The sequence below is a fragment of the Streptomyces sp. NPDC044719 genome (genome assembly GCF_056433405.1).
Map to the genome: position 1 here is coordinate 591,170 of NZ_JBWKHE010000007.1, position 22,849 is coordinate 614,018.

The 22,849-nt window shown below is 70.8% G+C and carries 17 protein-coding genes; 6 read left to right on the plus strand and 11 right to left on the minus strand.

Features of this window, described 5'->3' with window-relative positions; all coding sequences use genetic code 11:
• Positions 1 to 15: 15 nt before the first annotated feature.
• Together AC07DF_RS29405 and AC07DF_RS29410 are read left to right on the plus strand one after the other, a co-directional pair.
• Positions 16 to 1,173: an acyl-CoA dehydrogenase gene (locus tag AC07DF_RS29405; protein WP_478977813.1), complete on the plus strand. Its 1,158-nt coding sequence runs from the start codon at positions 16 to 18 to the stop codon at positions 1,171 to 1,173.
• Between the two features lie 218 nt (positions 1,174 to 1,391).
• Positions 1,392 to 1,757, plus strand: a complete 366-nt coding sequence (locus AC07DF_RS29410) for a four-helix bundle copper-binding protein (RefSeq protein WP_382495842.1) — start codon at positions 1,392 to 1,394, stop codon at positions 1,755 to 1,757.
• A 73-nt stretch (positions 1,758 to 1,830) separates the two neighbouring features.
• On the opposite strand, the gene AC07DF_RS29415 is transcribed toward AC07DF_RS29410, so the two are convergent.
• The gene (locus tag AC07DF_RS29415; RefSeq protein WP_478977817.1) at positions 1,831 to 3,132 is read right to left on the minus strand and encodes an LCP family protein; all 1,302 of its coding nucleotides are present in this window, start codon (positions 3,130 to 3,132) and stop codon (positions 1,831 to 1,833) included.
• 92 nt (positions 3,133 to 3,224) lie between these two features.
• Between AC07DF_RS29415 and AC07DF_RS29420 the strand changes: the two genes are divergently transcribed.
• The gene (locus AC07DF_RS29420; RefSeq protein ID WP_478977821.1) at positions 3,225 to 3,809 is read left to right on the plus strand and encodes an acyl-CoA thioesterase; all 585 of its coding nucleotides are present in this window, start codon (positions 3,225 to 3,227) and stop codon (positions 3,807 to 3,809) included.
• Positions 3,810 to 3,834: 25 nt separating this feature from the next.
• On the opposite strand, the gene AC07DF_RS29425 is transcribed toward AC07DF_RS29420, so the two are convergent.
• Positions 3,835 to 5,325, minus strand: coding sequence for an LCP family protein (locus AC07DF_RS29425; RefSeq protein WP_478977824.1), 1,491 nt, complete (start codon positions 5,323 to 5,325; stop codon positions 3,835 to 3,837).
• 127 nt (positions 5,326 to 5,452) lie between these two features.
• Between AC07DF_RS29425 and AC07DF_RS29430 the strand changes: the two genes are divergently transcribed.
• Complete coding sequence (locus AC07DF_RS29430) at positions 5,453 to 6,490, plus strand: glycosyltransferase family 2 protein (RefSeq protein ID WP_478977827.1); 1,038 nt, start codon at positions 5,453 to 5,455, stop codon at positions 6,488 to 6,490.
• A gap of 52 nt (positions 6,491 to 6,542) precedes the next feature.
• On the opposite strand, the gene AC07DF_RS29435 is transcribed toward AC07DF_RS29430, so the two are convergent.
• The 6 genes from AC07DF_RS29435 to AC07DF_RS29460 form a co-directional block, all read right to left on the minus strand.
• Positions 6,543 to 8,420, minus strand: a complete 1,878-nt coding sequence (locus tag AC07DF_RS29435; RefSeq protein ID WP_478977830.1) for an LCP family protein — start codon at positions 8,418 to 8,420, stop codon at positions 6,543 to 6,545.
• Between the two features lie 92 nt (positions 8,421 to 8,512).
• Positions 8,513 to 10,294 carry an LCP family protein gene (locus AC07DF_RS29440; protein WP_478977834.1) on the minus strand — a complete coding sequence of 594 codons (1,782 nt, stop codon included), beginning with the start codon at positions 10,292 to 10,294 and terminating at the stop codon, positions 8,513 to 8,515.
• Between the two features lie 186 nt (positions 10,295 to 10,480).
• A complete protein-coding gene (locus AC07DF_RS29445) occupies positions 10,481 to 12,112 on the minus strand; it encodes an LCP family protein (protein ID WP_478977837.1) in 1,632 nt (543 codons plus the stop codon).
• A gap of 74 nt (positions 12,113 to 12,186) precedes the next feature.
• A complete protein-coding gene (locus tag AC07DF_RS29450) occupies positions 12,187 to 13,950 on the minus strand; it encodes an LCP family protein (protein WP_478977840.1) in 1,764 nt (587 codons plus the stop codon).
• Between the two features lie 240 nt (positions 13,951 to 14,190).
• Complete coding sequence (locus tag AC07DF_RS29455; RefSeq protein WP_478977964.1) at positions 14,191 to 15,426, minus strand: LCP family protein; 1,236 nt, start codon at positions 15,424 to 15,426, stop codon at positions 14,191 to 14,193.
• 242 nt (positions 15,427 to 15,668) lie between these two features.
• Positions 15,669 to 16,424: a TIGR03089 family protein gene (locus tag AC07DF_RS29460; RefSeq protein WP_478977843.1), complete on the minus strand. Its 756-nt coding sequence runs from the start codon at positions 16,422 to 16,424 to the stop codon at positions 15,669 to 15,671.
• Between the two features lie 149 nt (positions 16,425 to 16,573).
• On the opposite strand from AC07DF_RS29460, the gene AC07DF_RS29465 reads away from it, so the two are divergent.
• Both AC07DF_RS29465 and manB read left to right on the plus strand, forming a co-directional pair.
• Positions 16,574 to 18,028: a peptidoglycan recognition protein family protein gene (locus AC07DF_RS29465; protein ID WP_478977846.1), complete on the plus strand. Its 1,455-nt coding sequence runs from the start codon at positions 16,574 to 16,576 to the stop codon at positions 18,026 to 18,028.
• 134 nt (positions 18,029 to 18,162) lie between these two features.
• Positions 18,163 to 19,245: a mannose-1-phosphate guanylyltransferase gene (gene manB, locus AC07DF_RS29470; protein WP_478977849.1), complete on the plus strand. Its 1,083-nt coding sequence runs from the start codon at positions 18,163 to 18,165 to the stop codon at positions 19,243 to 19,245.
• A gap of 202 nt (positions 19,246 to 19,447) precedes the next feature.
• Here manB and AC07DF_RS29475 read toward each other — a convergent pair whose 3' ends face one another.
• From AC07DF_RS29475 to cofD, 3 genes are all read right to left on the minus strand, one after another.
• Positions 19,448 to 20,449 (minus strand): DNA-3-methyladenine glycosylase family protein, encoded by a 1,002-nt coding sequence (locus AC07DF_RS29475; RefSeq protein ID WP_478977852.1) that lies wholly within the window; start codon positions 20,447 to 20,449, stop codon positions 19,448 to 19,450.
• A gap of 90 nt (positions 20,450 to 20,539) precedes the next feature.
• A complete protein-coding gene (locus AC07DF_RS29480; protein WP_478977855.1) occupies positions 20,540 to 21,871 on the minus strand; it encodes a coenzyme F420-0:L-glutamate ligase in 1,332 nt (443 codons plus the stop codon).
• The gene (cofD, locus tag AC07DF_RS29485) at positions 21,868 to 22,827 is read right to left on the minus strand and encodes a 2-phospho-L-lactate transferase (RefSeq protein ID WP_478977858.1); all 960 of its coding nucleotides are present in this window, start codon (positions 22,825 to 22,827) and stop codon (positions 21,868 to 21,870) included. Before cofD ends, AC07DF_RS29480 begins: the two co-directional genes overlap by 4 nt.
• Positions 22,828 to 22,849: the final 22 nt, after the last annotated feature.

The following is a 22,849-nucleotide window of genomic DNA, read 5'->3' on the forward strand; positions in this document are numbered from 1 at the left end:
GGAGCGTGAGAGACCTTGGCCGGATCGGCTGACTTCGACCTGTACCGCCCGTCCGAGGAGCACGACATGCTCCGTGACGCCGTCCGCTCCCTGGCCGAGGCGAAGATCGCGCCGCACGCCGCCGCGGTGGACGAAGAGGCCCGCTTCCCGCGGGAGGCGCTCGAGGCGCTGACCGGCAACGACCTGCACGCCGTGCACGTACCCGAGGAGTACGGCGGGTCGGGCGCGGACGCGCTGGCGACCGTCATAGTGATCGAGGAGGTCGCTCGCGTCTGCGCCTCCTCCTCCCTCATCCCCGCGGTGAACAAGCTGGGCTCGCTCCCGGTGATCCTCTCCGGCTCCGAGGACCTGAAGAAGCGGTACATGACCCCGCTCGCCAAGGGCGACGGCATGTTCTCGTACTGCCTGTCCGAGCCGGACGCCGGCTCCGACGCCGCCGGCATGAAGACGAAGGCCGTCCGCGACGGCGACCACTACGTCCTCAACGGCGTGAAGCGCTGGATCACCAACGCGGGCGAGTCCGAGTACTACACGGTGATGGCCGTCACGGACCCGGCCAAGCGCTCCAAGGGCATCTCGGCCTTCGTCGTCGAGAAGTCGGACGAGGGCGTCTCCTTCGGCGCCCCCGAGAAGAAGCTCGGCATCAAGGGCTCCCCGACCCGCGAGGTCTACCTCGACAACGTCCGCATCCCCGCCGACCGCATGATCGGCGAGGAGGGCACCGGCTTCGCCACGGCGATGAAGACCCTCGACCACACCCGCATCACCATCGCCGCGCAGGCCCTCGGTATCGCGCAGGGGGCGCTGGACTACGCCAAGGGCTACGTCCAGGAGCGCAAGCAGTTCGGCAAGCCGATCGCCGACTTCCAGGGCATCCAGTTCATGCTCGCCGACATGGCCATGAAGATCTCGGCCGCCCGCGCCCTGACCTACCAGGCCGCCGCGGCCTCCGAGCGGGGCGACGCCGACCTCACCTACCAGGGCGCCGCCGCCAAGTGCTTCGCCTCGGACGTGGCGATGGAGGTCACCACGGACGCCGTCCAGCTCCTCGGCGGCTACGGCTACACGCGCGACTACCCGGTGGAGCGCATGATGCGCGATGCGAAGATCACGCAGATCTACGAGGGAACGAACCAGGTCCAGCGCATCGTCATCGCCCGCAACCTGCCATAAGGCCATAAGGCCATAAGGCCCTGAAGGCGCCGCCGCTTCCCTTCACCGGTCGCCCTCCGCCCGTTCCGCCGGGCCGGAGGGCGACCGTCGTTCCGGGAGGTTCCGGCGCACGCATGGCGGATTCCTTCCTTCCGCCCCATGGCGGGCAGCGTCGCGCAGGCGTAGGACGGAAGGCACGGGGGCCGCCCCCGGCCCTCACCGTCCCCCGGGAGGAAGTCATGACCCAGCAGCCCGCCACCGCGACCCCGCTGAGCAAGGAGATGCAGGACTGTGTCCAGGCGTGCATGGCCTGCCACAGTGTGTGCGAGGAGACCATGAGCTCCTGCCTGCAGATGGGCGGCCCGGCCCAGATGCAGATCATGCGTGCCGTCATGGACTGCGCCGAGATGACGCGCATGTGCGCCGACATGATGATGCGCCGCTCGCCGCTGTCGGCCGAGATGTGCGCGATGTGCGCCAGGGCCTGTGACATGTGCGCCGAGGCGTGTATGTCCATGCCGGACGACGACCAGATGATGCGCTGTGCCGAGGCGTGTCGCCGCTGCGCCGAGATGTGCCGCTCGATGTCGGCCGCCGCGATGTGAGAACCGCCTCACAGGAAAGAAGGGGGCACCCGCCCGGGTGCCCCCTTCTTCCTGTCTTTCCTGCTGCGCGTGCTCAGTTGCTGGAGACGGTGACCTTCTCGTCGTTCTTCAGCTGGTCCACCAGTGTCTTCAGCTTGGCGGTGTCCCACTGGAGGTTGCCGTTGGCGGAGTTGCCCGAGATCGGCATGTTCATCGACTTGCCCTCGCCGCCGCTGACGCCCTTCATCGCCCAGAACATGGACGCCAGGTCGAACAGGCCCATGTCCTTGTCGACCACGAGGGAGTCCAGGCCCGCGCCCATGGTCGGGTACAGCTTGAACGGGTTGAGGATCGTGCTCGGCGTGGCGACCTGGTTGGCCAGGGCCGACAGGAACTTCTGCTGGTTCTTCGTACGGTCCAGGTCCGAGCCCTTGAGGGCGTAACGGGTGCGGACGAAGGCGAGCGCCTGCTCACCGCTCAGCGTCTGCTTGCCCTTCTTGAAGTTCGCGCCGGACTTGGTGTCCTTGATGTCCTGCGGGATGTCCATCTCGACACCGCCGACCGCGTCCACGATGCTCGCGAAGCCGCCGAAGCCGATCTCCACGTAATGGTCGATGTGCAGGTTCGTGTTGGCCTCGACGGTACGGACCAGCAGCTCCGGGCCGTCCTCCGCGTACGCGGCGTTCAGCTTCGTCTGGCGGCCCGTGCCCGGGTAGGACTTGCCGGAATCGGAGCCCACGAACGACGGGATCGTGACGTTCGAGTCACGGGGCAGGGAGATCAGCGTCGGGCCGTTGCTGCCGGTGTGCAGGATCATCATCGAGTCCGTGCGCTTGCCTTCGGCGGAACCGGTGCGGAGTCTCTTCTTCTCCTCGGCCGACATGCCCTCGCGGCTGTCGGAGCCGACGATCAGGTAGTTCGTGCCCTCTCCCGCCTCCGGCCGGTCGATGACCTTCGACAGGTCGACATCGCGGTTGAGCTTGGAGTCGGCCCAGAAGTACGTGGCGACGCTGGTCACCACCAGCACCGTCACCAGCGTGATGGTCGTCACCTTGATACGGCGGCGCCAGTTCGGCGCGGGCCGCGGCTCGTACCTGCCGTCGCCCGGGCCACCGGGACCCCTGCCCCCGGGGGAGCCGTAGACCTGGCCGGTGTTGTAGCCGCTGTCGTAGCCGTCGCCGGAGCCGCCGTAGCCGCCGTCGACGTACGACGGCTGCTGCGGGACTCCGCCGCCGTACGGCGGCGCACCGCCGTACCCGGCCTGCCCGGGCGACGGCGCCGGGCCACGGCGGACCTGCCGCATGACGCGGGCGCTCTCGGGCTGTGCGCTCGAGCTCCCGCGTCCGTAGCGGTTGCCGCGGTTGTCGTCGGACCGCCCCTCGGGCCAAGTGTTCATGCGGACCAGTGTGCAGGTCCCCGTAGTGCGCCATACAAGAGTCGTCGGAAAATCAGAGCACGGCTGTGGCGAAGCTGACACAAAACCCCCTCATGCCGCCTCGGCATAAGGTGGGGGCCATGACAGACCAGGGCCCAGCTGCGGATTCCGGCACTACGGATATCCCGGGCAAGCCGACTTCGGCGTCCCGCACCACCCTCAGCCACATCATGACCCACAACGACACGAACCTGCTGGGGACGGTGCACGGCGGGGTGATCATGAAGCTGGTCGACGACGCGGCGGGGGCCGTGGCCGGGCGGCACTCCGGCGGGCCGGCCGTCACCGCGTCCATGGACGAGATGGCGTTCCTCGAACCGGTCCGCGTCGGCGACCTGGTCCACGTCAAGGCGCAGGTCAACTGGACCGGCCGGACGTCCATGGAGGTCGGCGTCCGGGTCCTGGCCGAACGCTGGAACGAGTCGGCCCCGCCCACCCAGGTCGGCTCCGCCTACCTCGTGTTCGCCGGGGTCGACGCGGACGGCAAGCCCCGCCGGGTCCCTCCGGTCCTCCCGGAGACCGAACGTGACAAACGCCGCTACCAGGAGGCCCAGATCCGCCGCACCCACCGCCTGGCCCGCCGCCGAGCGATCATGGAGCTGCGGGAGAAGCGGGCGGCGGAGGGGTTCGAGGACTGACCGACGGGGGGCACCGCTCCTGCTCCTACGAGCACGCCACCTCGTCCCCCCGCACCACCACGCCGGACTCGCCTTCCCCGGTGTCCTCCGCCCGCACCTTGCGTACGCGTTCGAAGTCCGTGCCCGCGATGACCTTCAGGGTCGCGCCCAGACCCGGGGCCGCGCGCAGCTCGCTGCCCGGCAGGGCTGCCGCGAGGGACTTGGCCGAGCGGTCCCAGCCGGGGTCGTAGACGATGACCGTGCGTTTCACATCGGTGGTGGCGGCGTTGGCCGGGATGCCGGTCGTACGGAAGCCCGTCGAGGCCAGTGCCGCGTCGACCCGGCGGCCGAGGCCGGGCGTGGGGGTGCCGTTCTCCACCTGGACGCTGATCTGCTGCGGGGCGACCGGGACGACCCGGGCCTCGTCGCGCTGCCGCCGCACGGACAGGGGCTGGTCCGCGCGCAGGGCGTGGAAGAGCCGCTCCGCCTTCACGGGGTCCCACTTCAGCGTGGAGCCGACGCCTTCCACGGGGTATCCGAGCTGCCCGATCGGGACGGTCGTGAACTCGGAGGAGGAGGGGGAGAAGTTCCGCATGGCCCGGCCCAGGGCCAGCATCTCGTCCGTGCCGAAGCCCTTGTCGGCCCGCACCGAGCCGAGCACCGCCCGTGTCACGTCCCGGAACTTCATCGGGTTCAGCAGGATCCCGGAGGACATGACCCGCTCCACGAGCGCGGCCATGAACCGCTGCTGCCGCTTCATACGGCCCAGATCCGACGCCCCGTCGACATGGCGGGCGCGCACATACTGAAGCGCCTGCCCGCCCTCGAGGGTGTGGCGCCCGGCCGGCAGGTTCAGTCCCGTGTACCTGTCGCTCAGGGGGGCGGCCGTGCAGATCTGCACGCCCCCGACCACGTCCACCGTCTTCATGAAGCTCGTGAAGTCGACCTCCAGATAGTGGTCGATCTTCACCTTGGTCATGTTCTCGACCGTCCGCACGGTCAGCGGCGCCCCGCCCTCGGCGTACGCCGCGTTCAGCTTGATCGGGTGGCCCTCGTGCCGTCGCCCCGTCGTACGGTCCACATGCGTCGGCGTCTCGGCGTACGAGTCACGCGGCAGGCTCACCACACTCGCCCGCTCCCGGTCCTCCGAGATGTGCACGATCATCATCGTGTCGGTGCAGTGGCAGGGCGCACCGCCGAGCCGGTACTTCTGCCGCTCGTCCTGGCTGATCTTCTCGCGGCCGTCCGTGCCGACCAGAAGGACGTTCATGCCGTGGCCCGCCTCGGGCCGGTTCTTCATGTCCTTGAAGGCGTCGACCCGGGCGATGTCCGCGTCCAGGCTCGTGACCACCGCGTGCCCGATACCGGCGGACGCGAGGACCACCACGGACAGCGTGGTGAGCGCCCGCATGCCCCAGCGCGGCTTCCGGCGCCGCGCCGGCGGCGCCGGCCTGCGCGGGTGCCGGCGGGAGGAGGGCGGCTGCGGGCGGCGCTGCGGGGCGGCGGTGGTCCGGGAGGACCGCGGCGGCGTGGGCAAGAGGACACCTCCGGACGACGGCCGTACGTGGGATCCGTGACACCGTAGGCCGATACGATCTGCAGCCTGCGGTACCGCCCCGGCGGCGCGCACCGGTGTCGCCCGTTCGCGGTAACGTGAGGCCCCTATGAACGCCAATCCCGACGTGCGCCCCCCGGCCGTTTCCGTGATCATGCCCGTCCTCGACGAGGAGCGGCATCTGCGGGGAGCGGTCCAAGCGATCCTCGCGCAGGATTACGCCGGCGAGATGGAGGTCGTGATCGCCCTCGGTCCGTCCACGGACCGCACGGACGAGATCGCGGCTGAGCTCGTCGCGGAAGACGCGCGTGTCCACACCGTCCCGAATCCGACCGGCCGTACGCCCGCCGCGCTCAACGCCGCGATCAACGCCTCCCGCCACCCGATCGTCGTCCGCGTCGACGGGCACGGCATGCTCTCGCCCAACTACATCGCCACCGCCGTACGGCTCCTGGAGGAGACCGGCGCGCAGAACGTCGGCGGCATCATGCACGCCGAGGGCGAGAACGACTGGGAGCACGCGGTCGCGGCCGCGATGACCTCGAAGATAGGGGTCGGCAACGCCGCCTTCCACACGGGCGGCAAGGCCCAGCAGGCCGAGACCGTCTACCTCGGTGTCTTCCGGCGCGAGGCGCTGGAGCAGCAGGGCGGCTACAACGTGGAGTTCATCCGCGCCCAGGACTGGGAGCTGAACTTCCGCATCCGTGAGGCCGGCGGGCTGATCTGGTTCTCGCCCGAGCTGCGGGTGTCGTACCGGCCGCGGCCGAGCGTGAAGGCCCTCGCCAAGCAGTACAAGGACTACGGCCGCTGGCGGCATGTCGTCGCCCGCTACCACGAGGGCTCCATCAACCTGCGCTACCTCGCCCCGCCGACCGCCGTGTGCGCGATCGCGGCCGGGATCGTGGTGGGCGCGCTGCTGACCCCGTGGGGCTTCGTGGTGCCCGGCGGCTATCTCGCGGCGATCCTCGCCGGCTCGGTCCCGGCGGGCAAGGGGCTGCCGCTGAAGGCGCGGCTCCAGATCCCCGTGGCGCTGGCCACCATGCACATGTCGTGGGGCTGGGGCTTTCTGACCAGCCCGCGGGCGCTGGCCCGCAAGGTGATCGCGAGCCGGCGTCCGGCGGTCCGCGCGGACGCCCCGGCGAACTGATCGGCAGCGGATTCACGGGCCCCCTCCCGGCCGGGAGGGGGCCCGTCGCCGTTCAGTCCCAGGTGAACGCCGGGTTCACATGCATACAAGCCTTGTCGTCGGCGCCGTTGAGCGCCTCGGCCGACTTCGGGGTCTTGTCGTTCTCCTCGGGCGCCTTGTAGGCCGTGCCCTCGCGCCAGTCGGCGCCCACGACGAGGGTGATGCCGGAAACGTCGGTGGACCGTTTCACCGAACTCGCCGGGATGCCCAGGGCTTTGGCGAGGCGCCGGGCGTCGCCCTCCAGGTCGGTGCTCGGGTAGCGGACGACGGTCCGGTCCTCGCGCCACGATCCGGTGGTGTCGGCGACGGCCTGGGCGAAGCCCTCGTCCTTCAGGAGGCCGGCCACCGTGCCGGCGCGTCCGCGGGCCGCGGCCAGGGTGTCGGTGCGGGTGCCGTTGCGGACCTGGACCGGGATCTCGTCGTCGGGCGCGGCCGGGTCGGCGGAGGCCTTCTCCGCGGCCGGCTTCTTCGCCTTGTCCTTGCCGTCCAGCGCGATGTCCTCCCGCACCAGCCGGAACAGCTGCTCGGCGTCCTCCGTGGGCTCGACGCGGGCGCCCACGTAGCGGTTGGGCATCGTCGTCATGGTGATGCGCTCCGGCTCCACCTTGCGCAGCTCGTCGCTGAGGTCGTAGAGCTTCTTGACGGTGTCGAGGCCCGGGTCGACCGTCATGGCCCGGGTGGCCTCCTCGGCCAGTCTGCGGAGCTTGTTCGGGCTGCTCAGGGTCATGTTGTCGCGGAGCTGGCGGACCATCGCGTTCATGTACATGTGCTGGGCCTTGGCGCGGGCGAGGTCGCTGCCGTCCTCGAAGCCGTAGCGGGTGCGCAGCCACTGCAGGGCCTGCTCGCCCTGGATGTACGAAGTGCCCTTCTCCAGCTTCAGGCCCGAGCCTTTGCCGTCGGAGGTGCGGGAGTGGATGTTGGCGTCGACGCACACGGGGACGCCTCCGACGGCGTCGGCCATCGACACCACGCCCGCGAAGTCGACCATGATGAAGTGGTCGATGTGGATGCCGGTGAGCTCCTGCCAGGTGGCCACGGCGCAGCCCGGACCGCCGTGTCCGAGGCTCTGGTTGGTCATCGTCCGCCCCTGGGTCGCCCGGTAGACCTTCCCGTCGTCCGGGTCGGTGCACTTCGGGATCTTCACCAGGGTGTCGCGGGGCATGCTGATGACCGACATGTTGGTGCGGTCGGCGGACAGGTGCAGCAGCATCTGGACGTCCGCGAGGGGCGTGGCGCCGAACGTCTCGCGGGCGCCGCCGAGTTTCTGGTTCTCCTTGCTGTCCCGCGCGTCGGAGCCGATGAGCAGGATGTTCAGCGGGGTCTGCCCGGCGGCGTTGGGCGTCGGAGCGGCGACCTTGCTGTCGCCGAGGTTCAGGGCGTCCTTCTTGATGTTGCCGTTCAGGTGCCGGTAGTAGAGGTAGCCGGCCCCGGCCGTCCCGAGTATCAGCACGGCCAGCACGGCAGCGGACCACTTCAGCACCCGCCGCTTGCGCGGCGCCCGGCCTCCCCGCGGCCGGCCGCTTCCCCCACCGTCGCCTCCGGCCGCGCCGTCGCGGTCGGGTGAGTCCGGGGGTGTCGCCGCTGTGCTGTCGCGGGCGGGTGAGTCCGCGGCTGTCGTCGACGTGCTGTCGCGGTCGGGTGAGTCCGCGGCTGTCGTCGACGTGCTGTCGCGGTCGGGTGAGTCCGGGTCCGTCGTCGGTGCGCCGTCGTGGCCGGGCGGGTTCGCGCTGCCCGTCGGCAGGGTCTCGGCGCCGGGCGTTCGCGCGCCTTGTGCCGACGTGCCGTCGCCGCCGGGCGACCGGCTGCCCGGCGTCGGCTCCTCCTCGCCCGGGTCCGGTTCGTGGCGGACGCTCTGCCGCTTACCGTCCTCCCGCACACCGCTCTGCGTCACTTCCCCGGTCCTCTCCGCCCCCCGGCGCATGCAGCAGGCCCGCCCTGCCTCCTGTTAGACGCACGACGGGCCTGTCAGTTGCCCTCAACGGGTCAACTCGCGCACTTCACCTTGTCCGCGGTGGACTTCTCCACGTCCGCCGCCTCGACCGGGGCGTTGAGCTTCACGCCGGCACCCTTGAAGTCCTTGCCGAGGGTCAGGGTCATCGCGGGCAGGCCCTGGGAGTTGTTCACGCTCTCGCCGGGCTTCAGCGCGGACCCGGACAGCCCCATGATGTCGGCGAGGCGGCGGGCCTGGTCGGCCTGGTCGGGGGCGTACTCGAGGGTCGTCTTCGCCAGCTCGGCGGGCGCGTTGCCGGCGTTGTCCGACTTGGTCACGCCCTCCTCGACCTGGAGGTACTGGAGGGTCTTCTGCGCGCTGCCGGCGACGGCACCGCCGTTCATGATCCGCACCCGCACCTCGGAGGCCGCGGACTTGGGGCCCTTCAACCGGGCGGCCTGGGCGTCCTTCTCCTTCTTCTCCTGCTGCTTGACCTCGGTGAACGACACGTCGTTCTCGATCATGTCGAACACCTGCGGGGCCTTGGAGTCGTCGAGGACGACCGTCGCCTTCACCGTCTCCGCCGGGTTGTCCACCACCGGCACCGTCGTGAAGCTGATGTTCTTCGTCGGCACCTTCTTCAGCTCGAGGGCGACGTCCTTGAGCGTGCTGACCTTGCCGAGCGCCTGGTCCACGGTGAGCGCCTTCGTCGCGGCCTCGGCCAGGTTCAGCAGCTTCGAGGGACTCGTGAGGGTGTCGCTGGAGGCCATCTTGCGCATCAGCGAGCCCAGGAACTGCTGCTGCACCTTGATCCGGTCCAGGTCGCCGCTGTTGCCGAAGCTCTTGCGCGTACGGACGAACGCGAGGGCCTGCTCGCCCTCGACCGTGGACTCGCCTGCGGGCAGGACGAGTTTGGACTGCTTGTCGTTGACCGGCTTCTCCACACACACGTCGACCCCGTCCACCGCCGTGGTCAGCGTCTTCACCGCGTTGAAGTCGGCCATCATGAAGTGGTCGACGGTGATGCCGGTGTTCTCCTTCACCGTGCGCATCGTGCAGCCGGGGTCCCGGCCGCCCTCTCCGAGGCTCCGGTTGAAGCGGGCGCCCTGGATCCCCGGTACGACCTTCTCCGAGCCGTCCTCCAGTTTCGTCGGGCAGTCGGGGATGTTCACGATCAGGTCGCGCGGGATGCTGAGCGCGGTCGCGTTGGAGCGGTCCTTCGCGACATGCAGCAGGATCGTGGTGTCGGCGTGCCCGGAGCTGCCCTTGTCGCCGTAGCCCCCGTTGCCCTCGCCGGTGCGCTTGTCCGTACCGATGATGAGGACGCTGAAGGCCTCGTCCTTGCTGAAGTTGCTGGCACCCGCGCTGCCGACGTCGGTCGTCGAGACATTGCCCTCCAGGTGCTGGAGGTAGAAGTAGCCGGCCGCACTGACGCCGACCAGCACGAACGCCATCGTGCCGCCGGTCCACAGCAGCACCTTCTTCGCCTTGCCCGGCTTCTGCTGCACCGGCCGGCGGCCGCCGCGGCGCCCCGGCGGCGGCTCCTCGGGAGCACCGCGCCGCCTGCGCTGCGGCGGAACGTCGGTGCGAGTCGCGCCGCCGCGGGGAGAGGCCCCACGGGAAACGCCCTCACGGGGAGCGGCCGCACGTGCGGAACCCGAACGTGCGGAGGCCGAACGTGCCGAAGCCGAACGTGCGGTGGCTGTACGGGGAGCCGCCCCCGATTGCGCTGCGGATGGATTCAGTCGCAGTTCGTATTCGCCGGTGTTCGGATTGAGTACCCACTGGTCTGCGGGGTCCATCTGTTCCCCCCGCCCACGGCGTTGCGCGTCCACGGTTGTCCGATTCCTCCGTCGGGGCACGCGGCGCCTTCTCCCCCCGGAAGGCGCGCGGGTACTTGGTCATCACAGAAGCACTGGATCGCTCACACTATCCGCCCAGTTGAACGCCGATGTGCGCTGAATGACAAATTCAACGTCCCTACATTTGGGCAATCCGGCGCAATTCCTTGCCAGGAATCTCTACCAGCGGTAGGGCGCGTACACATCCATGCACTTACCGGAGTCCGAACCGTTGAGCGCGTCCGCGTCACCGGGCAGGTCTCCGGCCTTCGGCGCCGGCTGCTTCGGATACGCCGTCCCCGTACGCCAGTCGGCACCCACGACGACCGTGACACCGGACACCTCGGTGGACCGCCGCACCGAAGTCAGCGGAATGCCCAGCGACTTGGCGACGCGCTGGGCATCTCCCGCCAACTCGGCGCTCGGATAGCGCACGACGGTCCGCTCCTCGGCCAGCGCACCCGAGGTGTCCGCGGCGGCCTTCGTGAAGCCCTTGTCCACGAGCGACCGGGTGACGGCGCCCGCGCGTCCGGTCACCGGACCGAGGGTGCCGGCGCGCGTGGCGTTCTGCACCAGGACGCCGATCTCGCCGTCCGCCGCGGCCGGATCCCGGGACGCCTTCTCCCCGGGCTGCTTGGAACCGGCCTTCTTCGAGCCGGACTTCCCGCCCTTGCCGTCGAAGGGCACGTCGTCGCGGATCATCTCCCACACCCGGTCGGCGTCGGCACCGGCCGGGATCAGGTGGTTGGCGTCCTCCGGGTCCGCTGCCGTGGGCAGCGTCGTCATGGTGATGCGGTCCGTCGGCACCGTCTTCAGCTGCGCCCCCAGGTCGTACAGCTTCTTCACCGTGCCGATCTCCTCGGACACGTGCAGCGACTTCGTCGCCGCCTCGGCCAGGTCCGTCAGCCGGCCGGTGTCGGTGAAGACGTTCTGCGACTTGAGCGTGCGGATCATCGAGTTCATGTACATGTGCTGCGCCCTGGCCCGCAGCGGGTCGCTGCCCCAGGCGTGGCGGGTGCGCAGCCACTGCAGGGCCTGCTCTCCCTGTACCTTCGTCCGGCCGGCCTTCAGCTTCAGGCCGGAGCCGCCGGGCACGCGGGGCAGCGGGCGGTCCCACACGTTCTGCTCCACGCACACCTCGACCCCGCCGATGGCGTCCGCCATCTTCACCACGCCCGCGAAGTCGATCGTCATCCAGTGGTCGATGTAGACCCCGGTGAGGTTCTCCCAGGTCGCCAGCGTGCAGCCCGCTCCGCCCCGGGCCAGCGAGGCGTTGATGATCGTGTTGACCGGCGGATACGCCCGACCGGACTCCGGGTCGGTGCACTTGGGTATGTCGACCCGGGTGTCGCGCGGAATGCTCACCACGGCGGCGCTCTCGCGGTCCGCGGCCAGATGGATCAGCATCTGCACATCGCCTCGCGGCGGAGTGCCGCGGTCCTTCCTGGCGCCGCCCAGCTTCACGTTCTCGTCGGAGTTACGGCTGTCGGAGCCGATCAGCAGGATGTTCAGGGGCGTCTGCCCGGCCGCGTTCGGAGCGGCCCGCCTCGCCTTGGAGTCGCCGCTGCTGCGCTGGCCCTTCTCGATGTTGCCGTTCAGGTGCTCGTAGTAGAGGTAACCGGCGCCGGCGGTCCCGAGGACCAGCAGGGAGAGGGTCGTAGCCGACCAGCGCAGGACGCGGCGTCCGCGGCGGGCCCGGCGGCCTCTGCGGCCGTCCCCGCCGACCGGCCCGGAGGATCTGCCCGGGGCCGGCTCCCGCGGGACGGCACCCGGCTTCGTCCCCTCCCCATACACGCCGCTGCTCCGCGCCATCTGTCTTCCCCACCCCCGTGTCACCGGACAAGGCCTGCCGTACGCCCTGTGAGACGTACGTCAGGCCCCTCAGGTCACTCGGCGCACTCCACCTTGTCCGCCGTGGACTTGTCCACGTCCGCCGGCGCCTTGGTCGGAGTGGTCTGGGAAGCGCCCGCGCCCTTGAAGTCCTTGCCGAGGGTCAGGGTCATCGCGGGTACGCCCTGGGCGTTCTCCACGCTCTCGCCCGGCTTCAGCGCGGACCCGGGCAGGCCCATGATGTCGGCGAGGCGCCGGGCCTGGTCGGCCTGGTCGGGGGCGTACTCCAGGGTCGTCTTCGCCAGCTCGGCGGGCGCGTTGCCGGCGTTCTCCGACTTGGTCACGCCCTCCTCGTTCTGCAGCCAGCTCAGCGTCTCCTGGGCGCTGCCCGCGACGGCACCGCCGTTCATGATCCGCACCCGCACCTCGGAGGCCGCGGACTTGGTGCCCTTCAGCCTGGCGGCCACCGCGGCGGCTTCCTTCTTCTTCTTTTCCTTGACCGCGGTGAAGGAGACGTCGTTCTTGATCATGTCGAAGACCTGCGGTGCCGACGACTCGTTGAGGACGACCGTGGTCGGGACCTTCTCCGCCGGGTTGTCGATCACCGGGGTCGTGGCGAAGGTGAGGTTCTTGGTGTTGAGCTTGCCCAGCTCCAGACCGAGGTCCTTCAGCTTGCCGATGCTGGACAGCTGCGAGTCGACGGTCAGCGCCTTCGTGCCCGCCTCGGCCAGATCGAGCATCTTCGACGGGCTGGTGAGCGTGTCGTTGGACTTCAGCTTGCGCATCAGCGCGCTCAGGAACTGCTGCTGGAGCCCGATCCGGCTCAGGTCGCCGCCGAAGCCGACCGAGTGCCGGGTGCGCACGAAGGCCAGCGCCTGCTCGCCCTCGATGGTGTGGTTGCCCTTCGACAGCTTCAGGTGCGAGTCCGGGTCGTCGATGTCCTTGCCCAGACAGACCTCGACCCCGCCGACCGCGCTGGTCAGCGTCTTGACCGCGTTGAAGTCGGCGACCATGAAGTTGTCCGGCTTGACCCCGGTCAGCTCCGTCACGGTCCGCATGGTGCAGCTCGGGGTTCGTTCGTCCTGGCCGAGGCTGGTGTTGAAGCGGGTCTTCGGCGTGCCCGGGATGACCTTCTGGGACCCGTCCTCCTGCGTGGTCGGGCAGTCCGGGATGTCGACGATCAGGTCACGCGGGATGCTCAGGGCGGTCGCGTTGGAACGGTCCTTGGAGACATGCAGCAGGATCGTGGTGTCGGCGTGCCCGACACTGCCCGCGTCGCCGTACTTCTCGTTGCCCGCGCCGGTGCGCTTGTCGGTGCCGATCAGCAGGATGTTGATGGCCTTGTCCTTCTGGAAGCCACCGGTGCTCGCGCCGTCGTCGGAGACGGACGCGATGTTGCTGTTCAGGTGCTCGATGTAGAAGTAGGCGGCGCCCGCCCCGGCGACCAGCACGAACGCCATCACGCCGCCGGTCCACAGCAGGACCTTCTTGCCCTTCGCGGCCTTCTTGGCGGGCCGGCGGCCACGCCGCCCCGGCAGCGGTTCCTCCGGCGCCGGAGCCCCCCGGCGCCTGCGCGACGGCACCGCACGGCCGGGCGTCTCGGGCCGCGGGCGTCCGGGCGCCTCGGTGCGGCCGAGCGGCTGCGTGGTGCCCAGCGCCGACAGGTCTCCGTCGGAGGGCGGTGGCTTGCGGGGTGAGGGGACACCCGACCGCGGTGCGGAAGCGGGCAGTCGCATTTCGTATTCGCCGGTGTTCGGATTGAGCACCCACTGGTCTGCGGGATCGATGTCGTCCGCCCGCCCACGGCCTTGCGCGTCCACGGTTGTCTGATTCCTCCGTCGGGGCACGCGGCGCCTACCCCTCCAAGGCGCTCGGTCTCGGTCACACAGTGCGCGCTCTCAGGAACATCCTCAGAGCCGGGCGCACCGGGATCGCTCACACTAACCGCCCAGTTCAGCGTCGAGGGACGACGGTGACGAAGTCCACGTCCCTACACCTGGGCAATTCGCCCATTTTCCGGGTGAAGAGCGCGTTACCTTGAGGCGGCCTTGGTGTCCGCTTTACTCGCAGGTGTCCTCGGCTGCCGTGTTTCCACGGAACGTGGGTGGAGGAGAAACGGTGACGGCGGATTTCGTGAACGGGCCCGGATACGGATCCCCGTGCGACCGTTCACGCGAATCGGCAGGCCTCGGCGGGGCGGAACTTCCCGGTGCGTCCCCCGCGACCACCACCGGAGTGTCCGTCCGCAGCCGCTCGAACAGCCTGTCCGACTCGGGCTCCACGAGTTGGTCGCGATTGGCGTCGTATGCGTACGACTCCCGGGGGACGGTCAGGAATTGCACTTGTTCCATGGGGATGTCGCGCAGACCGCGCACGAGTTCGTACAAACCGCGGAGGCTGGCCAGATCCGGGTCCGTTGTGAGAGAGGACGTGGCGGCGTCCAGGACGGGATACAGCTTCACCGGATTCAGCAGGACGTCATTGCTGCGCACTTTGTTGACGAGTGCGCCGAGGAATCGTTGCTGCCGTTCCATCCGCTCCGTGTCGCTGCCGTCGCCGAGGGACTTGCGGGCGCGGACGTAGCCGAGGGCCTGCTCGCCGTTGAGCGTCACGCGTCCCGCGGGCAGCCTCAGCTTGGCGGCCCGGTCGTCGACCGGCTGCCGCAGGCACACCTCGACACCGTCGACCGCGTCGACCATCTCCTTGAAGCCGTGGAAGTCGACGACGACGTGGTGATCGACGCGGACATCGGTGAGCTTCTCCACGGTCCGGATCGTGCAGGCCGAACCGCCCAGCTGGAAGGCCTGATTGAACATCGCGAACCGCGGAGCGCTGCGGGACCCGTCCGGGCGCCGGCAGCCCGGCAGCTCCACCATCAGGTCCCGGGGCAGGGAGACGGCGGTGGCGCTGCGCCGTCCCGCGGACAGGTGCAGCAGGATCGTGGTGTCCGACCGCTCGGTCCCGGAGTCCCGGCCGTAACGGGCGTTGTCGTTCCCTTCGCGCGAGTCCGAGCCGATCAGCAGGATGTTCCGCGCGTCCTTGACCAGCGAGGTGGGCCGCTCCTTCTCGTACCGCGCGAGCTCGGCGGCGGCGGCCTCGTCGGGCGTGATGTTCCCGCTGAGCTTGGCGTACACGGCCCATCCGGCCCCGGCGGCCGCCACGACGAGGCCGGTGATCCCGAACGCCGTGTACCGCACCCACCGCCGCCGGCGCCGCCGCGCCAGCCCCCGCCCACCGGCCGAGGCCCCCGCACCCGGCCCAAGCCTCCGCAAGGACCCACCACCGGTGTCGGCCACGACAGGGACCACCCCTCACGTCGTACGAACGTGCCGCGCGCACTGTTCTTACGACTGTGGCGTGGATGGGGGGTGGGGGAGAGGTCGGGATGGGCCGAATGGGGGGGCACTCAGCCGCTCAGCCGCTGAACTGCGGGCAATCGTGCCGCTAAGGGCGGCACGGGTGGGCGCAGCGGCACCCCGCTACGCCGGGCTGCGCCACGCCCCGCCCTCAGCGCCGACGCAGAGCACCTGCGAACGACCTACCGGGCAAGCGCCGTAACCCGCTCACTCTCCACCCGCTTGTCCAGCACCTCGCCCCCCGCCAACTCCAGATTCCGGCACAGCACCACGGACCCTCCCGTGGCCAACGGCCCGTACAACCCCGCGTTCAGCCCTTCCCACGTGTCGTACGGCAACCCCGACAGGATCCGCGACCCGGGCCCGGTCAGCCCCAGCCCCGTCGCTTCCGCCCGGGCCCGCTCGACCACCTCGGCCCCGCTGAACTCCCGCCCCGCCACGATCAGCGCGGGCTCCTCCGGATCCACGGGCGCGTACGGCACGAACCGGTCCCCCTGCCCCGGCACCTCCACCGCGTAGTCGACGAACCCCTCGGGCGGCTGCGGAAACCGCCCCCCGAGCGGCCGCAGCGCCATCGCGATCCGCGCCCCGGAACACGCCCGTGCCGCTTCCAGCCCGTCCGGCCCGCTCACCACGACATCGGCGGCCCGAGCGTCCCCGGACACGTCCGCGACCACACCGACCGACGCACACGCGAGCAACCACACCGCCGTCTGCCAGTGCGCGGGCAGCAAAAGCGCGACCCGGTCCCCGGGCTCGACGGACAGCTCGTCCTGGAGCAGGTTCGCGGTCTTGGCCACCCAATTGGCGAAGGTGGCCACGGACAGTTCGACGCGTTCGCCCGTGGCGTCGTCGTAGAAGGTCACCAGGGGGCGTCCCGGATCCGCGGCGAGCGCGGAACCCAGCAGGTCGGCGGGGGTGCGATCGGTGGCGTTCACCCGCGCAAGCGTACGCGGCACGCCGGACTCCGCCCAACGGCCCGGCCACCGCCCACCGTGCGTTCACCACCGGTTCGGGCGAATTCAGGCCGACAGTCCGTCAAATCCCAAATGGACAGACTTATAGGACTATGTCAAAGATCAGGGGCATGCGTGGATTCCTTGCTTCCTCGATCGGTGTCACCTGTGCGGCCGCTCTGGCCCTTCCCCTCACCCCGCCCGCCCTCGCGGCGACGGCGAGACCGGTGTCGACCACCGAGGCCGCCACGGCCGCGAGACCCGCGCCCCACGCGGGGACGCCGGACACGACCATGACCGCCCGGCGCGGGGCCGAACCGAACGCCTCCGGCAGCACCCAGTCCCTCCCCCTCGAACCCCTCACCCGTAACCGCGCCACCCCCTCCGCGTCCGCCTCCGCCTACGCCGAACAGGGCCTGTCCCGCCGTGCCGTACGCCGCTTCTCCCTCGTCGGCGTCATCTGGGACGACCCCCGAGCCGAACTGCACGGCCGCGTCCACGTCCGCACCCGCGCCGCAGGCACCGGCACCTGGTCGGGCTGGCAGGACGTGGAGACGCACAACGCCGACCACGCGGCCGACCTGGACACCCCCGAGAGCACCTCGGGCCGCGTGCGCGGCGCCACGGCACCACTGTGGGTGGGCGCCTCCGACGGCGTGGAACTCCGGGTCCGTTCGGAACTCCAGGGCACGGGCGGCCGCAGCATCGCGGTCGCGGCGCCCTCGCTCCCCTCCGGCCTCCGTCTCGAACTCGTCGACCCCGGCGAGGGCGACGAGGCACTGCCCGGCGGCCCCGTGGACGGCCCCCGCACCGGCGGCCTGAACACCGAGGCCTCCGCCGCCACCGACGCCTCCGCCGCCAACGCGGACCTCGCCCCCCTCGGCGCCACCGAGATCACGGCACTGAGCCGGGCGGCGACCGAGCGCGAGTTCTACGCCCTCCGCGCCGGCCAGCCGGTGGAGCGGAAGCGGGCGAAACCGTACGTCGGCCCGCGCCCGCGTATCGTCACGCGTCGCGGCTGGGGCGCGAACGAGGGGCTGCGGGAGCGGAAGTTCGTCTACACGAAGAAGGTCAAGGCGGCCTTCGTGCACCACACCGCCAGCGGCAACAAGTACAGCTGCTCGCAGTCCCCGTCACTCATCCGCAGTATCTACCGCTACCACGTCAAGAGCATGGGCTGGCGGGACGTCGGCTACAACTTCCTCATCGACAAGTGCGGAAAGATCTACGAGGGCCGCGCCGGGGGCGTGGCGAGGCCGGTGCTCGGCGCTCACACCCTTGGTTTCAACAGCAACAGCATGGGCATCGCCGTCATCGGATCGTACGGAGCCAAGAAACCGTCGTCCGCAGCCGTCAAGGCCATCGCCCGGGTCACGGCGTGGAAGCTGGGCCTGTACCGGATGAATCCGCGGGGGAAGACCTATCTGAAGTCGGCCGGCAGCAACCTCTACCGCAAAGGCAAGAAGGTACGACTGAACGTGATCTCCGGTCACCGGGACGGCTTCAAGACCGCCTGCCCGGGACGGAAGCTCTACGGCAAGCTCGGCTCGGCCCGCTCCAAGGCGGCCCGCTACCAGGGACGCTGAGAACACGTTCACCGCCGTCGGGGGACAGGAGGGCGGAATGCCGCACGGCCAGCGAAGGCGCCACGGAACGGTCTGCATACACTGACCGGCCGAAAGACAGTTCGGCCGGTCCCGGCAGGAAGCAGAGACGACACGTGACTGAAGCGATCCTCCTGGTCGGTGGCAAGGGCACCCGGCTGCGCCCGCTCACGGTGCACACGCCCAAGCCCATGGTCCCGGCGGCTGGGGTGCCCTTCCTCACGCACCAGCTCGCGAGAGCGAGAGCGGCGGGCGTCGAGCACATCGTCCTGGCCACGTCCTATCTGGCCGAGGTCTTCGAGCCGTACTTCGGCGACGGGTCCGCGCTGGGCCTGCACCTGGAGTACGTGACGGAGGAGGAGCCCCTCGGCACGGGCGGCGCCATCCGCAACGTCGCCTCCCGGCTGCGCTCCGGCCCCGACGACCCGGTGCTGATCTTCAACGGCGACATCCTGACCGGCCTGGACATCCGGGCCCTGGTGGACACCCACGAGACGACGGGCGCGGACGTCTCCCTGCACCTCACGAAGGTCACCGACCCGCGTGCCTACGGTCTGGTCCCCACGGACGGCACGGGCAGGGTCCTGGCCTTCCTGGAGAAGCCGCAGACCCCCGAGGAGATCGTCACCGACCAGATCAACGCGGGGGCGTACGTCTTCCGCCGCTCGGTCATCGACACGATCCCGCCGGGCCGGCCGGTGTCGGTGGAACGGGAGACCTTCCCCGACCTGCTCTCCGCCGGAGCCCACCTCCAGGGCATGGTCGACTCCACGTACTGGCTGGACCTCGGCACACCGGCGGCGTTCGTCCGGGGCTCGGCGGACCTGGTCCTCGGCCGGGCACCGTCGCCCGCCGTCCCCGGCCGCTGCGGCGACCGCCTGGTACTGCCGACGGCGACGGTCGCGGCCGACGCCAAGCTGTCGGGCGGCACGGTGGTGGGGGAGGGCGCCTTCGTCGCCGAGGGTGCGCGGATCTTCGGCAGCACGATCATGCCGGGCGCCGTGATCGAACCCGGCGCGGTCATCACCGACTCCCTCATAGGAGCCCGGGCCCGAGTAGGCGAACGCACCGTCCTCACCGGCACGGTCATAGGCGACGGCGCGACCATCGGCCCCGACAACGAACTCCTGGAAGGCACCCGCATCTGGTGCGACACCCAGATCCCAGCGGGAGCGGTCCGCTTCTCCTCGGACCAGTAGGCACCAGCCCCACGCCGCCCCACTGCGGGCCCCCGTGCCTCCTAGCTGCGGGCATGCGTGCCGCTAGGGGCGGCACGGGTGGGCGGTGGGGGTCCCCCCCCGCTCGAGCGAAGCCGAGAGTGGGGGAGGCACCCCGCTCCGCCGGGTTGCGGACCCACCCGCCCCCCGGCACCAACGCAGGGCACCCGAAAACGGCAGCCCCTCACAACCCCCCGATATCCCACCGAGGCATCTTCGGCGCCCGCCGCCCCGGCACCCGCCCACTCAACAGCACCAACCGAGCCGCCCGATGCCGCTGCCCCGCATACGGCTCCAGCAACTCCAGCATCACGGAATCATCCGCATCCCGATCCCCGCCCAACGCCCACCCCACGATCCGCGGCAGATGCAGATCCCCCGTCGTCACCTCATCCGCCGCCCCATGACTCCGCTGCACCGTCTCCGCCGACGTCCACGGCCCCACCCCCGGCACAACCTCCAACCGCGCCCGAGCCGCCCCCGGCTCCATCCCGGCCGCCTCCTCCAACCGCCCGGCCACCCGGACCGCACGCAGAATCGTCGCCGCCCGCTTGTTGTCGACCCCGGCCCGATGCCACTCCCACGACGGAATCAACGCCCACGTCCGAGGCCCCGGCATCACATGCATCGGCACGGGCACGGGCCCCGGCGCCGGCTCCCCGAACTTCCGCACCAGCAACCGCCACGCCCGATACGCCTCATCGGTCGTGACCTTCTGCTCGAGAATCGACGGGATCAGCGACTCCAGCACCAGCCCGCTCCGCGTCAGCCTGAGCCCCGGCCGCCGATGCCGGGTCAGCGCCACCAGCCGGTGCCGCGGTACGAACACGGACGGATCATCGGCGGCCCCGAGCAGCTCGGGCAACCCCTCCAGCAGCCACTCGGCCCCGGGCCCCCACGCCTCCCCGCGCACCCCACCGCCGGACGCGCGCACCCGTAGCGTCCCGGGCCCGGCAGGAGTGAGCGCGGTCCGCCACACCGACCCGTCCGGCGTCGTCCGGAACGTCGGATCACCCGGCCCGCGCCGCAGCGGCCCGAGCACAAGACCGAGATCCAGCGGCCCGTCCGGCACCCAGTCGCGCACCCGGCCCGGCCCCGCCGCCTGCCGGGGCACACCCCCGCCCACGGCGACCTGCCCGCCGCGCACAGATGTCCGCGTGGGCCGGGGAGTGAACCGTCCTGCCATGAACAAGGCCCCTGAGAAAAGTCGCCGGGATGACCGACCGGGATGGATGAGAGAAGCAGCCCTACGAGCGTAGACGCCACCCCACCCCGGTCACCGCACCTCGATGAACGCCCCCGCGTCCCGCTCCGGCCGCGGTCGCGGTTCCTCCGCCGGATGCCCTACCGCCACCGCGCCCATCGGATCCCAGTCCGCGGGCAGCCCCAGCACCTCGCGCACCACGTCCCGGCAGAACATCGTCGACGACACCCACGCCGACCCCAGCCGCTCCCCGGCCAGCGCGACCAGGAGGTTCTGCACGCCGGCGCCCGTGGCGACCACGAACATCTCCCGTTCGGCGCCGTCCCGCCGCGGATCGCCGTAGACGTGCGAGCCGTCCATGACCAGGCAGGGGACGACGAGGTACGGCGCGTTCCGCAGGACGTCCCCGCGGCGCACCCGTTTGGCGATGGACTCCTCCGTCTTGCCGTCCCGCCGCAGATCGGCGATCCAGGCGTCACGCATGGCGTCGAGCAGCCGCGTCCGCGACTCCTCGGACTCCAGCAGCACGAACCGCCACGGTGTGGTGTGGTGCGGCGCGGGCGCCGTCACGGCGGCGGCCACCGCCCGCCGTACGGCACCGGGGTCGACGGGCTCGTCCGTGAAGGCCCGGACCGTACGCCGCTGGGTCACCGCCAGCCGTACCGCCTCCGACGTGCCGAGCCGGAACATGTCGTCCCGCGCGCCGCGCACCATGGCCCGGGCGCCTTCCTCGTCGCCGTCCCCGGCGACCAGGTCCGGGAGTCCGCGTACGACGGCTACGGGCAGCCCGGCGGCCTTGCCCTTGACCAGGTCGCCCGCGGAGGCGAGTTCGTCTGCCGTGGCGACCACGGTGGCGCTCAGCGGATTGCCGTACGCGTCCGTGCCCCCGCGCAGATCGTCGAGGACGCGCACCCCGGCGGCGCCGATCGCGACATCCGTGAGCCCCGCGCGCCAGGGCCGCCCGAAGGTGTCGGTGACGACGACACCGACCTCGACGCCGAGGATGTCCCGCAGCCCGTCACGGATCGCGCGGGCGGACGCGTCCGGGTCCTCGGGCAGCAACAGAACGGTCCCGGAGGGGGTGTTGGACGCGTCGACCCCGGCCGCGGCCATGACCAGGCCCTGCCGGTTCTCGACGATCCGGAGGGCGCCGCGCCGGGCCACCACCCGTACCGTCTCCGCGTCGATGGCCGCCTCGCGGTCCGCCGCCTGGACGATGCGGCCCTCCGCCTTGGACACGATCTTCGACGTGACGAGCAGCACGTCCCCGTCGGCCAGACCGGGCTCGGCGGCCGCGATCAGCTTGGCCAGATCGTCCCCGGCCGCGACCTCGGGCAGACCGCCCACGGCCCACACCCGGTACCCGTCGGCATCCCGCTGCCGGACGGAGATCTCTCCGCTCAAGCCCCCCGCACCTCCTCCGCCAGCGCCAGGGCCTCGCGGGCCATCCGCGCGGTCGCGTCGGTGTCGGTCATCATCAGCGGCACGGCCCGGCAGCGCACCCCGGCCGCCTCGACCTGCTCCACCACGCCCGCGTCCACCGTGTCCACGAGCCAGCCGTCCAGCAGTCCCGAGCCGTAGTGCTCGGCCACCGCCGCCGCGGTCGACTCGACGCCCACGGCGGCCAGCACCTTGTCGGCCATGCCTCGCACGGGCGCGTCGCCGACGATGGGGGACAGGCCGATCACCGGCACCCCGGCGTCGGCGATCGCCTCCCGGACGCCGGGCACGGCGAGGATTGTGCCGATCGACACGACCGGATTGGACGGCGGGAAGAGGATCACGTCCGCCTCGGCGATGGCCTCCAGGACCCCCGGCGCGGGCTTCGCCTGGTCGGCACCCACCGGCACGATCGCCTCGGCGGGCACCGAGGCGCGCAGCCGCACCCAGTACTCCTGGAAGTGGATCGCCTTGCGCTCACCGTCGATCTCGACCGCCACATGGGTCTCGACGCGGTCGTCGGACATCGGGATCAGCCGCACGCCCGGCTTCCAGCGCTCGCACAGCGCCTGAGTCACCGCGCTCAGCGGGTAACCGGCGCCGATCATCTGCGTCCGCACGATGTGCGTCGCGAAGTCCCGGTCGCCCAGGCCGAACCACTCGGGCCCGACGCCGTACGCCGCGAGCTCCTCCTTGAGGTGGAAGGTCTCGTCGGCACGGCCCCAGCCCTGCTCCTCGTTGATGCCGCCGCCGAGCGTGTACATCACCGTGTCGAGGTCCGGGCAGACCTTCAGCCCGAAGAGGTGGATGTCGTCTCCGGTGTTGCCGATGACCGTGATGTCCGCGTCCGGCACGGCCCGCTTCAGACCACGCAGGAACCGGGCACCACCGATGCCGCCTGCCAGAACCACAATGCGCATGGGAGCAGTCTTGCAGGCGGGT